Consider the following 14,607-nt stretch of genomic DNA (forward strand, 5'->3'; position numbering starts at 1 on the left):
GTGGTGCCGGGCGGTGTACGCCTACGCGGCCGTAGGCCGTGCAGGCACGCTCTCCCAGTACACGCGATCGGGCGTGCGTCCGTCAAGCGCGCGATGCGGCCTGAGCTGATTATAGAAGGTCAGATACCGTACCATCCCGTCCTGGGCGTCTCGGACGGTCTCGTACGCGTGCAGATAGACCTCTTCGTATTTGAGGCTCCGCCACAGCCGTTCGACAAACACATTGTCCCGCCACCGTCCCGTCCCATCCATACTGATCTGGATACCCTGGTCTTTGAGAAACCCGGTGAATTCCTGGCTGGTGAACTGGCAGCCTTGATCCGTGTTGAAGATCTCGGGTGTGCCATACCGGGTGACTGCCTCCCGTACCGCCTCCACGCAGAAGTCTGTGGTCAACGTGTTGGACAGCCGCCACGCCAACACCCGGCGACTGGCCCAATCGAGAATCGCGCATAAATACACGAAGCCACGCCGCATCGGAATGTACGTGATATCAGACGCCCACACATGATTCGGCCGCGTGATCGTCAGCTGACGCAGCAGATAGGGATAAATCCGATGGGCAGGATGCCGCTGGCTGGTCCTCGGCTTCCGATAGATCGCCGCGATGCCCATCCGTCGCATCAGCGTCGCGACCTGTCGTCTCCCAATGGCATGGCCCTCCTGCCGTAACAAATCCCGCAGCATGCGAGCGCCAGCAAACGGATACTGCAGATGGAGCTCGTCGATCCGGCGCATGAGTGCCAGCGTCGCGGCGGAGACAGGCTTCGATTGGTAGTACGCGGTCGACCGGGCCAGCTGCAGCACCTGGCATTGTCGCCCGATCGGTAATGGATGGGTGCGATCACTCATCGCTTTGCGCTCAGCAAGCCCGCCTTGGTGAGCGCGCCTTCTAAAAAATCATTCTCGAGGGTCAGTTGCCCGATCTTGGCATGCAGGGTCTTGAGATCCGGCGCCTCCGACGGCGGTTTTGAGCCGCCAAACACATCCGCCGCCCGAGCCAGCAGCTGTTGCTTCCATTCGGTGATCTGGGTGGGATGGACCCTGAACTGCTCGGCCAACTCGGCCACCGTCTTGTCACCTTTGACTGCGGCCAAGGCCACCTGGGCCTTAAAGGTCGCTCCGTGGTTCCGTCTCGTCCTCTTCATTACCTCGCTCCTTTGTGTCGCCACCTCGCGGTGGCTTTGCTGAAGCCAGGCTACCACTTATCACACTGTCCGAATTTCCGGAGCCCCCTCTGGAATCTTTCACTCTTTGTCGGTGAAGGTTTCGATTCGTGGCTTTGCCTCCTGTGTAATCGAGTAGTACTCTCCCAGGCTAATTGTGTTTGACACTGTCCTGTCCAATGTCGTTTCTAGACACCAGGCCGCGTCTGCTTGCCCCCGATAGAGAAGTTCCGAGACGCTCAACGGCGAAGCCCGCTTTCGCATTTCGTTTCTAAGAGTGCTTGAGGTCTAACTCCAAGTGCAACACTGCCAGCCCGAATGGGCTACGGTGTTGCCATGCACACGAGAGCGTACACACACCTGAGTGCTGAAGAGCGTGAGACGTTGAGTCTGGGGCTGACCCATGGCCATTCGCTCCGAACAATGGCGCGGATCTTGGGACGAGCCCCGAGCACCGTGAGCCGCGAGGTAGCCCGGAACACCACACGCGGCTGTCCCTATCGGGCCTGTACAGCGCAGCGCCACGCAGGCATCCGAGCGCATCACCCACGGCGGCTTCGAAAACTCCTCGACCCGTGGTTGTGGCAGTACGTCCAGCGGCATCTGGCGGCAGGGTGCTCGCCCGAGCAGATTGCTGGACGCCTCCGCCGCATGTATCCTGACGACATGAGGAAGCGGCTGTCTGCCGAAACCATCTATGCGGGCCTGTACGTGCTGCCACGTGGCGCCTTGCGGACCGAATTGTTGGCGGCCCTGCGTCAGGCACGCAAGACGCGTCGGCCGCGCGCACGGGGGGCCGACCGCCGCGGCCAGATTCCCAACATGACCCCGATTGCCGCACGCCCTGCTGAAGTGGCGACCCGGACGGTGCCCGGACACTGGGAAGGCGACTTGCTCAAAGGTGCTCGCAATAGATCGGCCGTTGGCACCCTGGTTGAGCGGACTACTCGCCTGGTCTTGTTGGCGAAAATGGAGGGCACCGATGCCGAGAGGGCCTATCGCGGGTTCTCCAAGAAGCTTCGGCACGTGCCAGCCGCGCTGCGCTCCACCCTGACCTATGATCGGGGCAAAGAGATGGCCGCTCACGAACGGTTGGCGAAGCGTCTGACGATCCGTATCTTTTTTGCCGATCCCCATTGCCCCTGGCAACGGGGAACCAACGAGAATACGAACGGACTCCTGCGTCAGTATTTGCCGAAGGGCACCGATCTGTCGCGCTATACCCAACGGGAATTGAACGCCATCGCCTATCGGCTGAACACCCGCCCACGGAAATGTCTCCACTTTGCCACGCCCCTGGAGGTCTATGCGCAGCTGCGCCATCATTCACCCGTTGCACTTGGAACTTGAAACCGCCGTGTCTTTTTCTAGAATAAGCCTTTCAAAGTCTTCCCAAGAATTCGCCTTTTCCTCCGTCACTATTCCTCCCTCGCTGGGTTCTTGACGGCAACATACTCTGCTGGCCTTTGTCCGTCAATAAAGACGGATTGAGGCAAGTATCCTTGATCCCTGAGAGGGGTAAGTTGATCTACTCTTCTGAAAGCCTCGGAGCTTGATGCTCCAGTGATTTCGTCCGTTTTTAGGGAAAGATTTCAGGCCGACGCGCTTTGACTCACAAAAAAATCGCATGGTATAGTCCGGCGCGCCGCGATAAGTCCAAGTGACCATGACCCCCATTTATCCCCATCCAGCCCAAGCAGGTACCGCCCATGGTTGAAGTTCCGGTTAAGCTCTACCTCGATAAAATTTTGAAAACGGCTCGTGAAGCGACCCGTCCTACAGCCCTCTTGTCCGGCCCGGTTCGAGACAAGCTTCTGAGGGGCATGGCGACGGCGCTGGCCGAGGCGGAAGAATCCATCCTGGCTGCGAATGAAAAGGATGTGGAAGCGATCGGGAAAACGATGACCGGCTACGACAACCGTGAACGCGTGCGTGAGGCGGTGGCACGGGTGCGGATGACGGCGGACGACGTGAAGACGCTGGTGGACCGTTTACATCGCATCGCGGACCTGCCGGATCCCTTGGGGGAAGTCCGGGGGCGGCATGAAGAACCGAACGGTCTGCAGGTCGGTCGCGTGCGCGTGCCGATCGGGGTGATCGGCGTGATTTCGGAAATGCCGCCGCTGGCAACGATCGAAAGCGTGGCGCTCTGCCTCAAGTCGGGCAACGTCTGCCTGTTTCGTGGGTCACCCGACTGGACTCAGACGCAGCAGGTGATCGGAGCCTGCCTGAATCGAGCGGCTGCCGAGGCGGGGCTTCCGGCCGGAGCCCTGACGATCATCGATCGGCCTGAAAAGGACGTGGCGCTGGAATTGATCCGGTCGGGCAAGGCGTTGGATGGGATTATTCCGCGCGGCGGCCCGGGGCTGCGCAAGGTCGTGCAGGAGCAGGCCCGCATGCCGATCCTGTCCAATGACGGCGGCATTACCCACGTCTACATCGACGATGACGTCGACATCCCGCAGGCGCAAAATATCGTGGTGAACGCCAAGGTGCAACAACCGTCCGCCGCAAACGCGTTGGACACGTTGCTGGTGCATCAGGGGATTGCAAGGCCGCTGCTCTCGGCGTTGATCCTCAGGCTGCTCGACGAGTTCAAGATCGACGTGCATGGCTGCCCGAAGACGGTGGCGCTGATGGGTCAGATGCTCATGACCGGCCACAAGGCGGTCAAACCGGCGCAACCGGACGATTGGAACAAACAGTTCCAGGGCCCGACCATGGCCGTGAAGATGGTCCCCAGTCTCGACGAGGCCTTGACCCATATCGCCCAGCATGGGCCGAGCCACACGGCCGTCATCGTGACGAAGGCCTATGAGTCGGCGATGCGGTTCGCGCGTGAAGTCGATGCGGGCACCGTATTGGTCAATGTCTCGACCAGGTTGAACGCGGGCGACAGTTTGGGCTTCGGTGCCGACATCGGCTTGAGTGCGGCGCGGCACCATGCGAGGGGTCCCATCGGCCTTGAGCAGCTCACCTGCGAAAAGTACGTCGTCTTCGGCAGCGGTCAGTTGCGGCAGCCGCATCCCGTCCCGTTGGCCTATGAAGATGCGATCATGTTGAAGCGGCCGTAGGTTCTGCCTCGGAAAGAGGGTTCTGTGGCCGGCGTTACCTACGAGGAGAGTCAAGCCTCGCTGCGGGAACACCTCGCCTGGTGGGGGCTTCGACATGTGGAATCCGACGAAGCCTACTTCGCGTGGCAGCGGCAAGTCTTCACGCCGCAAGAACTGTCGTCCTTCCACCAACACATCGACGTCAAGCGACGCCACAGCGGTGACCCTGCAGCCGAGATCGCTTTCTACGACTTGACCGCCCAGCCTCGCTCGGTTCCGGTGCTCTACAGTCAGCGTTACGAGTACTACCTCCAGGTCGGGGCGCGAATCGCGCGCCATCTCCGCAGTGCGACGACGTTGCTCGATGTCGGCTGCGGCATCGGCATTCTGACCACCTTCTACGCGAAGCAATACCCCGATTGCTCGGTACTGGGCATCGATCGGTCGCCCGCCTCGATCACCCTCGCGCAGCAACGTGCGGAGGAACTGGGGTTGACCAATGTACGGTTCGAATGTGTCGATCTGGATCGGCAGGATCTTGAGGGCCGCTTCGATTGCCTGGTGGCGACCCATGTATTGCTGCAGGCCGAACAGGAAAGGGGACTGTCGAGCCGCGACTGGCGGACCTTCGAACGGACAATCGATCCGGCAGTTCAGCAGGCCTTCGAGGTGCGCACCGGGTTGGGTGTGAAACTCGACCGGCTCCGAGCCGCTTGCTCGCCGCAGGGGCGTGTGGTCCTGTTCGAGAAGGCCAGACAGTTGGCGCGTCGCGTGCCGCTTCAGCGGGCATTGGCGACGCGCGGCTGGCACCTGCTTGCGCCGACGGAGTCGGTGCGGTATCGATTGATCGAGGAAGTGACCGACGATGGGCCGCTCTACGTGCTTGGTCCCGCCGCTCTGGGCTCCGGCCTGCCTTGGGATGAGTCGCCGGAACCGGATGGAGCGGTTCCCCTCGATTTTGCGACCGTGCAACGCGTCGGACGGAAAAAGGGCGAACCCCTCTATGAGAACCACACCGCCTCCGCGCAAGCGGCGTGGCAGTCGCTCCCGAACAAAGGCGTTATTCAGGAGGCGACCGGGAGCGGCGCGAACGGCTGGTCTCTGCACGTCGAGTGGGGGCGGGCGGATCGCATCCCATACCTGTATTGTGCGGACACCTTCGATCGGCGCCAACTGGTGGTGGTGGATGAAGGTCAGGCGGCGGAGTTGGAGGTCTACTACCGCGAGATTGCCGGGAGCCTCAGGGGAGAGGCGGGGAGATGAAGTGATGAGCGGAAACAACGAGATGAAGGACGATTCGACCTCGCCCTGGCCGGACGTGGTGGGCCTGGTGCCGGCCGCCGGGATGGCCAAGCGGCTGCAGCCCTTTCCCTGCAGCAAGGAAGTCTACCCGATCGGGTTTCGCGTCGATGCTCAGACCGGCCTGCCGCGTCCGAAGGTCGCCGCGCAGTACCTGTTGGAAAAGTTCGTCGCGGCCGGCATCACGACGGCGTACATCGTGATCAAGGATGGGAAGTGGGATATCCCCAGTTACTTTCGCGACGGCCGATCGTTCGATCTCGATCTGGGCTACGTGGTCATTTCCGGTTCCCTGGGGCCGCCTGATACCGTCGATCGGGCCTATCCCTTCGTCGCGCAGAATCGGGTGGCCTTCGGCTTTCCAGACATTCTCTTCGGGCCGGATGACGTCTATCGCCGGCTGATCGAAACCCAGGAACGAACCGGCGCCGACGTGGTGCTGGGGCTCCATCGGGTAGCGAATGCGCGGGCCTGGGACATGGTCGATGCCAAGGCCGACGGGCGCGTGCGTAGCATCGTGATGAAGCCGGTCTCGACGATCCTGACGCACGGCTGGTGCTGCGCCCTCTGGACGCCGACATTCTCGGCGTTCCTCCACCGCTTTCTTCGCGCCGAGGACACACGCCGCAACCTTGGGACGCTGGCGAGCCGGACGAACGATCTCGGCGGCGACCTCGCCATGGGCGTCGTGTTCCAAGCGGCCTTGAAGGAACGGCTCTCGATCTATGCGATGCCCTTCGAAACCGAGCCTCCCATCGACATCGGAACACCGGACGATCTGCTCAAGGCCGCACGGCAACTGCAGTCATCCGGCCCTTGACAGGCCTGGCCTCCCTGCTTCGGCGTGGCTTACGGATAGGCGGCCAGGAGTTGTATGGCGGCCTGCAGCCGAGCCCGTTCCGCCGGTGTCTTGAACTGTTTACGGCAAGCCGGACAGAAGGTGAGGCGTCCGGCGATCGATCGAATGTTCCGCTCCGAGTTGTAGTAGAGCGGGCAATCGGCCGGTCCGACGCCCCGCTTGTGAGGCTCGATGCCCGCGACGATCGCCGCTGCCAGATGCGCCATCATCCGCTCCACTGTGAACTCACGCTCGTTCAACTTGTCCAATAATCCAGCGGTCGAGGTCACGATGAGCGGATCGCGCCGCCAATAGTAGAGGTGGTGCGTTCGCGCGTCCTTGAGCGGAAAATTGATCATGCAGACGAGGTGTTTGACGCCCAACTCCCTCGGTTTGCTCTTCAATCGCTCGTACAGCGTTTCCGCGACCACGAAGGCCTCGTCTTCGTCCTGCTCGCGTCGCCAAGTGCCGATCGGCGCCGGAAACGAGACGGGTTCGAACGCATACTGTCGTTGGGCCTTGGTCAACCGCTCGCAGATCTCCGGCAGGTGGGGAATCATACGATGGGCATTCCAGATCCCGATCTTGGTGCGGTCTTCTACCGCTCGTCGGCGTTGCCGTTTCTGGTCGCTGCGGGTCCGTTCATACTCGGCCGCCGTCCGCGGTTCACAGAGCTGTTGCGCGGGGTTGCGTGCGAAGACCACCGGCACGGCCCAATCGATGGCCTCACCTGCGATCGAGTAGTTGACCGAGACACGGGCTTCGCGGGCTGCGTCACCGATGCTGTGGCCCATGGCCAGCGCCCAATAGAAGTGGCGTGAGAAGGCTGTGGCCGAGACATCGAGGACGGGGTATTGGTTGGCCACCACGGCAGGAACCCCGCCCGCGATCAACGCCTGCGCTACGCCGCGGCTGAAGTCCTGTCGTCCGCCACGCCCGGTTTCACAGGCATTCAGGCAGACGAGGCGAATTCCTCGCCGACACACGATCTGTCGCAAGGTGGAAGAATCCAGTCGCTGTTCGCCGCCGTCCTGGTTCTCGAAAATCAGATAGCCGCAGTCGTTTTCCTCCTCATACTCGCCGTGGCCGATGAAATGCAGGACGTCGAACGGAGCCTCGGCGGATTCCAACCGGCGATGGAGCAGTTCCGGCGTCGCGTCGAGCAACAGCTCCACTTCAGCCAGTCCGGCATCCAGGAGACGGCGGAAGCCGCTCCGGATGACGTCGGCCTCTTCCTCCACCGAGAGTTTGCCGAGGCCCAGAGGTTGGGCGACCACCACGAGGATACGCATGCTCTTGCGGGTCGGGATGCGTTCGGCGGGGATGGCCGTGAGCACGTTGCGCGTGAAGTTCACCTCTTCCAGCGCGAGGAACGTTCTGCGGTCCGGATCATAGATGAATTCCCAGGACTGGTCGGCGATCCATCCGATGTCGGACGTGAAGATCAAGTTCAGTCGCTGGCTGACCTGCTCCGAACGGGCCGCGTCGTAGAGGCGGCGGACCTGTCCGGGAAACAGCGCGGTGAAGAGGGCTTCGCCCATACGTTGGAGCGCGGCCTCATCCGGCAGTTGCGGATAGGCGGGGTCGCCGTCGATGTAGCCTTGAATGTGCGCCTGTCCGGCCTTGATGAGGTCCCACTGGGTCGGAGTTGAATCGGCCGCCGCGCGACGTTTCTGCGCCGCGGGGCTGTCCTGTCCTCCCGTGTGGAGGAACTCCATGACGCGGGCGTTGCGGAAGGTGGCGATCAGTTGCGCGACAGAAGCACCCTTTTCCGGAGCGATCAAGGCGATGTGAAACATGTCGTCCGCCTCGCGGATCGGCGCGAGCGAGGTGACGGGGGGAGGCGGGGCCGACGTTGGAGCCGGAGCCGGGGTTGCAGCCGCGGGCGGTTGTTGCCGTAGCGTGGCGGGCGCACCGGCGACTGCTGCCGACTTGACCGCACCCCTTCGTTTACCGGACGGCAGATTCTGGTCGATCTCAACCGGAGTACAGGGGTGCGGCTGTCCGCGCAGCGCTCGGAGCAAGAAATCAACCGTGCCGGGATCGTTGAAGAAATTGACGTGGTTCACCGCCTGTCGTTGCGGTAGGTTGCCGCCCAGCCCGAAGCAGCCGACCCGGTCTCCTGGAATGGCCGCCGCTGCGCCGCTGCCGGCGTCGACGCGCCAACCTCCTTCGGTCGGCACGACCAGATCGTTGGCGGTGGGAAAGAAGAGGTCCGCCCCCGCATCGACGATTCGCTGCAGGATCGCCGCCTCCGGTTCAAAATTCGCCACGAGGGCCGAATAGGCCTGGGTCGGCGGGCCGGGTGACCGTTGCAGGTCATGGATGATCTCACCCTTGTTATCCATCGACCCCAGGCCAGGCAGACTGCCCACGATGCGGCGGGCGATCCAGGAGAGGGCTTCGCTCACGAACTCGACGCCGGTGGTGAAGGGATTGTCCGGGAAAAGCTCGAGCACATTCGACAACCAATTCGTGTAATGGGTGACATGATCCGGTGAGGCGAGGGGCGTGCCTTCGTTCGGGCTCGCCACGAGCACGACGCGTCCCACGGCAAACCGATCCGCCAGGTCGGGAAAGAGGTCGCGGCGTTCCACCAGATGACGAAGCACCAATCCGCCGCGCGAATGCGTGATCACATCGAACGTCGTGGCGCGGCTCGGCAGGGCCTCCAGCAACATGCGCACGTTGTCCTCGGGCGTGCGACTGACTGTGAAGTGGTCGAAACCGTAGATGCGGTCCTCGTAGACCTCGCGCAGTTCTTCGAAGAACGTTTTTCCATTGCCGCCCGGCGTCGTGGCCAATCCGCGAAAAGCCGCTTGGGTGTTGGAAAAGGTACCGTGGATCAACAGCAGATTGCGTCCGGACGTGCTGAGGGTCGATAGGTCCGCCGGAGGAAGGCCCTTTTCACCCAGGAGTCCATCCGCCGTCACGGAGAGCCAGCCTTCCCGGCGGCCCTTCAATTTCCACGCGGCCGATTCCCACAGCAGCGCCAGTTTCGCCAGGGCGAAGTCCACCACCTTGCCCGCGATTTTGAGCACGACGGCCTTGATGGCTCGGCTGATGATGCCGCGTCGGCCCGGCGCCTCTTCGATCGGTGCGGGTGGCACAGGGATCTGGAATCGGTAGACTTTCGTGGCTCCACGCCTTGCGCCGCGACGCGGTGATTCCGTGGGAACATGGAAACGAATGGCACCGGAAGCGTACCGCGTCATCACCACAAACACGTCGTCGGGCCCCCCTTCGACGTCGAGAGTGAGGGGTGCGGCAGCGGCTTCGCCGCGTCGGACTTTGGGTGTGGCCGTGAGGGTTTCTTCGACTTCCCAACGATGGGTAGCGGTGAGACCGGCCACGAAAGGATCGCCCGCTCCGGCGGCGGCGCGCCGACCGCGTCTGGTTCCCGCCTCGGTGTGAACTTCCCAACCCTCCGTTGCCGACCAATTGACCTTCCCTGCTTGTGTCCGCGCCATGATGTGCTCCTCATGCTCCGTGGATGAGTTCGAAACCGAGTCGACGGGATCCTGTCGTCTCCGTGTCGCCCGCAACTCGGTGCGCTTATCCCACAATGGGAATGATCGCGCAAGAGTGGAATCGCATGGCGGTACCCGGTCATTGCATAAAATCTATCCGACGTGTATCTAGGTGTATCTCATTGGATGCCCCCTGTATCGAAATACGTACAGGAGCGTGGTTCGTTCAGGAGCCGTCACGTGCGAGTCCCTGTGCCACGGCGCGATTCGTGCTTGGGCGCGGAAGCTGCAATCGGTTCCATTGCGCGAGGACGGGCTGGGGTGAGATGAACGAGTTCGTGAAGATCTTTCTGATCGGCTCCGACGACGAGGGTGGTGCCGTCATCGATGAAGGCCGCGTCGTGCGGACGCTGGGAGAGGCCTGGCCAGACGAAGTCTTCCAGGTGCGACGGCTTACCGATCCGTCCCAGCCTACGCCCGATACGCCCCACCTTCTGCTGCTCCGGCAAGCACGGTCGGCGCCGTTCGACGAACAGGTGGCCAGCCTAGGCCGGCGTTGGCCGGACGTGCCGATTGTGGGGCTGCTCACCGATCGAACGGGAGTCCGCTCCGAGAGAGAGCCGCTCGTCCCGGCGGGACTGAGCGATTTCATTCGGACTCCCGCCGACGACTGGGAATTGGCGGTCCGGATTACGCGTCTTCTAAAAGAAGCCCAGGGGGCGGTGTGGCGCGACGTCCGTGAGACCTGCTCCGTGCAGATTGAATCCTTGGTGGGAGCCAGCGCAATATTCCAATCGCAGGTGGACAAGATTCCGTTGTTTGCCGACGTGGATGCCACGGTTTTGCTGCAGGGCGAGACCGGCACCGGCAAGGAGGTCTTCGCCCGTGCGATTCACTACCACAGTGCACGGAAGGACAAGGCCTTCATTCCCATCAATTGTGCCGCGTTACCGGATCAACTCTTCGAAAACGAACTGTTCGGCCACATGAAGGGGGCCTACACGAATGCGGCCGCCGAGCAGAACGGCTTGGTGTCGGAAGCTGAGGGAGGGACGTTGTTCCTGGATGAGGTAGACGCCCTCACGCCCTATGCCCAGGCCAAGCTGCTGCGGTTCGTGCAGTATCGCGAATACCGGCCGTTGGGATGCTCGCGCGCACGGGTAGCCAATGTCCGTCTCCTCGCGGCCTCCAACCACGACCTGCGGCTCGCAGTCGCCCAGCGGCACTTTCGCGAGGATTTGTTTCATCGGCTCAACGTCCTGGCGCTGGTGGTGCCGCCGTTGCGGGACCGAGCGGAAGACATTCCCTTGCTCGCCCGCCAATTTCTACGGCGCCATGCCAAGGCCGAGGAGAAGGAACCCCGTCGGCTTTCTCCGGCGGCCATTCAAAAACTGCTGGCGCACTCCTGGCCTGGCAACGTGCGCGAATTGGAGAGCACGTTGCAGCGCGCGCTGGTCATGACGACGGGGCCTGTCCTCCAGGCGAAGGACATCGAGTTTGCCGCCGAATCGCTGCAGCCCCTTCGGTTGGACGGCTCGTTGCGCGCGGCCAAGACTTCGGCGGCGATGGATGTCGAGCGGGCCTATCTCGTGAAAACGCTCGCGACCTTTCGGGGCAACGTGACCCATGCGGCGAAGGCAGCAGGGAAGGAGCGTCGCAGCTTTCAACGGCTCCTGCGCAAGTACGGCATCGACCGCCAGTTGTTCCAAGGTGAATCAGCTGAGATCTTGTGACCGCCTCACGGCTGCGGGGCTTTTGCCGCAGTCGTCATCATCCTGAAATCACGCAGCGTTTCACATCGCCTTCCCGCGACGCGCTGCGGCAGAACCGCCGCAGTCACACCCATGCCCACATCGATTGCTGCGAGAAAACCAGCCCGCGAAACATGGCATCGCTATTGCTGCAGTTCCCATGAGGAACTGCAGCACCGGAGTGCTGTCCTAAGGATGAGGCCGGATGATATCGCGCGAGGCAGACTTCCAGCGCCGCATTCTCGATTACCTCGTCCGTCACCCGGATGCGAAGGACACGCACGAGGGTGTGCTCACGTGGTGGATCGGTCAAAGCAGCCGCGGGGAGCAGGATGAGCGGGACGCGGTTGCCGCGTTGGACCAATTAGTCGCGCGAGGGTGGCTGACGAAGCGCAGGACGGCGACCCAGCCGCTCTACAGTCTCAATCGCGCGCACCTCGAGGCCATTCGGACGTATCTCGAACAGGACCAGCGAACGAAGTGAACTATCCAAGCCGAGGAGGATGAGTATGCCAGTGCAACCAACCTATCCGGGTGTGTACATCGAGGAATTGCCGAGCGGGGTGCGCACCATCACCGGAGTCGCCACGTCGATCACGGCGTTCGTAGGCTACACCGCACGCGGTCTCGATCATCGCGCGAGCCGCATTCTCAGCTTTGCCGATTTCGAGCGCGCGTTCGGGGGGCTCGCCGCCGACAGCGAAGTGAGTTACGCCGTCCAGCAGTTCTTCAACAATGGCGGCTCGCAAGCCTATGTTGTGCGGGTGCCGAAGAACGATGCGGTGGCAGGAAAAATTACATTGAAGGACGGCGACCAAGTGAGCAGCAAACAAGCTCTCACCGTGACCGCTCTCAGCAAGGGAGCCTGGGCGAACAACGTCATCGTCGATGTGGACTATGGAGCCGTGGGCTCGGATGCGAAGGCGTTTAATCTGACCATCACGGATCGATCCACCAACACGACGGAGGTCTTTTCCAACGTCACGATGGATAGTACCAAGACGAACTATGTCGTGGCGGTGGTGAATCACGCGGACAACGGCTCGCAACTCGTGTCGGTGGCCGTGCCGGACGCGACCGCGGGACGGCCGATGGAAACCGGAACGGTAGGGGGGGACATCGACCTCACTCAGATCAAGAACGATAAGACCTATACGCTCAAAATCAGCAGCGACGTGCCGTCGGGCGCCATCAATAATGTGGACTGCACCTTCATCGCACCAGGAGACCCGATCCCGTCCTCGATTGCGGGGGTCTGTCGACTTCTTGAAACCAAGGTGAATTTGAAACTGCAGGCCACTCTGCCTGGAGCGTCGATTCGGTGTGTGCCGAGTGCCAGTGGAAAAGGCGTGCGCATCAACGCGCTGTTTCCGCCTGAACTTGTTCCCGGGGCGCTTGATGCAAAGATGACGTTCAGCGCGGGAGCCCCCGATGATGCCGCTGCGACACTCAAGCTGGCAACGGGGGTCGTGAAGTCAGCCAATGTGGCACATTATTGGGTGGGGCAGGGCCGAGCGACGCTCGCGCAGACCGGTGCGCTGCTCGGCGTGGATGGGACGAAACTGCCCTTGACTGCCGATTTGATCGGGAGCCCCAGCCTCTTTACGGGCATCTACGCGTTGGACAAGGTCGACCTGTTCAACATTCTCTGTATCCCCGATGCTACGCGATCCCAAGCGAGCAATCCAAGTGCCCTCGACCCGACCGTGGACCCCAACTCGATCTTCGGTGCCGCCATGACGTTTTGTAAGCAAAAGCGGGCATTTCTCTTGGTCGATAGTCCGCCGAACGTCGCCGACGTCTCCTCCGGCGTCGATTGGATCTCCTCGGGTTTGACCGTACACGACCTGAACGGCGCCGCCTATTTTCCCCGCCTCAAACTCGCCGACCCCCTGAACAATTACCAGCTGCGGCAATTTGCTCCCTGCGGAGTCGTCGCGGGACTGTACGCCCGCACCGACGTGGCCCGTGGGGTGTGGAAGGCGCCCGCAGGGACGGAGGCCAAGCTCAGTGGCGTGCAAGGGTTGGCCTACACCCTGACCGACGGAGAAAACGGCGTGCTGAACCCGCTGGGGCTGAATTGCTTTCGCACCTTTCCCGTGTACGGGACCGTGTCTTGGGGGGCGCGTACCCTCGTAGGATCTGATGCGGAAGCGAGCGAATGGAAATACGTACCCGTCCGACGCCTGGCGCTGTTTCTGGAAGAAAGCTTGTACCGCGGTACGCAGTGGGTCGTGTTCGAACCGAACGACGAACCGCTCTGGGCGCAGATCAGGCTCAACCTAGGCGCCTTCATGCACAACCTGTTTCGCCAAGGGGCCTTTCAGGGCACGACCCCGAAGGAGGCCTACTTCGTGAAGTGCGACAAGGAAACCACGACTCAAAACGATATCAACCTCGGCATCGTCAACATCGTCGTCGGGTTTGCTCCGCTCAAGCCCGCGGAGTTCGTGATCATCAAGCTGCAGCAGATGGCCGGCCAGATCGCGACCTAATAGGAGGAAAACATGGCGCAGTTTACCGTCAACACGCATCGGTTCGATCCCTACAAGAACTTCAAGTTTCGGGTCAAATGGGATGGGCGCTACGTTGCGGGGGTCAGCAAGGTCGGGGCGCTGAAGCGCTCGACCGAAGTGGTGGAACATCGCGAGGGCGGCGACCCCAGCACCAGCCGGAAGTCGCCCGGCCGCACCAAGTATGAAGCGATCACCTTAGAGCGCGGCGTGACCCACGACCAAGCCTTCGAACAGTGGGCGAACAAGGTTTGGAATTTCGGGTCGGGCTTGGGATCGGAGGTCTCGCTCAAGGATTTCCGCAAGGACATCATCATCGAGTTGTACAACGAAGCGGGGCAACTGGCGATCGCCTACAAGGTTTTCCGCTGTTGGGTGTCGGAATATCAGGCCCAGCCAGATCTGGATGCCAATGCGAACGCGGTCGCGATTCAAACCCTCAAGCTCGAAAACGAGGGCTGGGAGCGGGATTACGAGGTGACGGAACCGTCTGAGCCGACCTTTACGGAGCCGTGAC

Annotated in this window: 10 protein-coding genes; 8 read left to right on the forward strand and 2 right to left on the reverse strand. The window is 61.9% G+C overall.

Annotated features, from left to right (window positions below):
* Nucleotides 1-21 precede the first annotated feature (21 nt).
* Nucleotides 22-1,148, reverse strand: a protein-coding gene (locus HRU82_19020; protein QOJ36910.1) for an IS3 family transposase whose coding sequence is annotated in 2 segments (ribosomal slippage) — nt 22-893 and nt 893-1,148 — 1,128 coding nt in all. Because the reading frame shifts where the segments join, the coding sequence is not laid out codon by codon here.
* Between the two features lie 354 nt (nt 1,149-1,502).
* On the opposite strand from HRU82_19020, the gene HRU82_19025 reads away from it, so the two are divergent.
* From HRU82_19025 to HRU82_19040, 4 genes are all read left to right on the forward strand, one after another.
* The gene (locus tag HRU82_19025; GenBank protein ID QOJ36911.1) at nt 1,503-2,516 is read left to right on the forward strand and encodes an IS30 family transposase; all 1,014 of its coding nucleotides are present in this window, start codon (nt 1,503-1,505) and stop codon (nt 2,514-2,516) included.
* Nucleotides 2,517-2,875: 359 nt separating this feature from the next.
* Nucleotides 2,876-4,240: a glutamate-5-semialdehyde dehydrogenase gene (locus HRU82_19030; GenBank protein QOJ36912.1), complete on the forward strand. Its 1,365-nt coding sequence runs from the start codon at nt 2,876-2,878 to the stop codon at nt 4,238-4,240.
* Nucleotides 4,241-4,264: 24 nt separating this feature from the next.
* A complete protein-coding gene (locus tag HRU82_19035; GenBank protein QOJ36913.1) occupies nt 4,265-5,482 on the forward strand; it encodes a methyltransferase domain-containing protein in 1,218 nt (405 codons plus the stop codon).
* A gap of 4 nt (nt 5,483-5,486) precedes the next feature.
* Entirely contained in the window at nt 5,487-6,338 is an 852-nt protein-coding gene (locus HRU82_19040) for a dTDP-glucose pyrophosphorylase (protein QOJ36914.1), read from the forward strand.
* Between the two features lie 29 nt (nt 6,339-6,367).
* Here HRU82_19040 and HRU82_19045 read toward each other — a convergent pair whose 3' ends face one another.
* Nucleotides 6,368-9,826, reverse strand: coding sequence for a CHAT domain-containing protein (locus HRU82_19045; GenBank protein ID QOJ36915.1), 3,459 nt, complete (start codon nt 9,824-9,826; stop codon nt 6,368-6,370).
* A gap of 326 nt (nt 9,827-10,152) precedes the next feature.
* On the opposite strand from HRU82_19045, the gene HRU82_19050 reads away from it, so the two are divergent.
* The 4 genes from HRU82_19050 (at nt 10,153) to HRU82_19065 (ending at nt 14,606) form a co-directional block, all read left to right on the forward strand.
* The gene (locus tag HRU82_19050; GenBank protein ID QOJ36916.1) at nt 10,153-11,559 is read left to right on the forward strand and encodes a sigma-54-dependent Fis family transcriptional regulator; all 1,407 of its coding nucleotides are present in this window, start codon (nt 10,153-10,155) and stop codon (nt 11,557-11,559) included.
* A 223-nt stretch (nt 11,560-11,782) separates the two neighbouring features.
* Nucleotides 11,783-12,061, forward strand: coding sequence for a hypothetical protein (locus tag HRU82_19055; GenBank protein ID QOJ36917.1), 279 nt, complete (start codon nt 11,783-11,785; stop codon nt 12,059-12,061).
* A gap of 25 nt (nt 12,062-12,086) precedes the next feature.
* Nucleotides 12,087-14,072 (forward strand): phage tail sheath family protein, encoded by a 1,986-nt coding sequence (locus tag HRU82_19060; protein QOJ36918.1) that lies wholly within the window; start codon nt 12,087-12,089, stop codon nt 14,070-14,072.
* 12 nt (nt 14,073-14,084) lie between these two features.
* Nucleotides 14,085-14,606 (forward strand): phage tail protein, encoded by a 522-nt coding sequence (locus HRU82_19065; protein ID QOJ36919.1) that lies wholly within the window; start codon nt 14,085-14,087, stop codon nt 14,604-14,606.
* The last annotated feature ends 1 nt before the right edge of the window (nt 14,607 follow it).

The organism is Nitrospira sp. (assembly GCA_015709715.1).
Lineage (GTDB): Bacteria > Nitrospirota > Nitrospiria > Nitrospirales > Nitrospiraceae > Nitrospira_A.

Bases quoted from the DNA above. Each gene is read 5' to 3' on its own strand.
- HRU82_19025 (QOJ36911.1), top strand. From the start codon at position 1,503: ATGCACACGAGAGCGTACACACACCTGAGTGCTGAAGAGCGTGAGACG.
- HRU82_19065 (QOJ36919.1), top strand. From the start codon at position 14,085: ATGGCGCAGTTTACCGTCAACACGCATCGGTTCGATCCCTACAAGAAC.
- HRU82_19060 (QOJ36918.1), top strand. From the start codon at position 12,087: ATGCCAGTGCAACCAACCTATCCGGGTGTGTACATCGAGGAATTGCCG.
- HRU82_19040 (QOJ36914.1), top strand. From the start codon at position 5,487: ATGAGCGGAAACAACGAGATGAAGGACGATTCGACCTCGCCCTGGCCG.
- HRU82_19045 (QOJ36915.1), bottom strand. From the start codon at position 9,826: ATGGCGCGGACACAAGCAGGGAAGGTCAATTGGTCGGCAACGGAGGGT.
- HRU82_19050 (QOJ36916.1), top strand. From the start codon at position 10,153: ATGAACGAGTTCGTGAAGATCTTTCTGATCGGCTCCGACGACGAGGGT.
- HRU82_19030 (QOJ36912.1), top strand. From the start codon at position 2,876: ATGGTTGAAGTTCCGGTTAAGCTCTACCTCGATAAAATTTTGAAAACG.
- HRU82_19055 (QOJ36917.1), top strand. From the start codon at position 11,783: ATGATATCGCGCGAGGCAGACTTCCAGCGCCGCATTCTCGATTACCTC.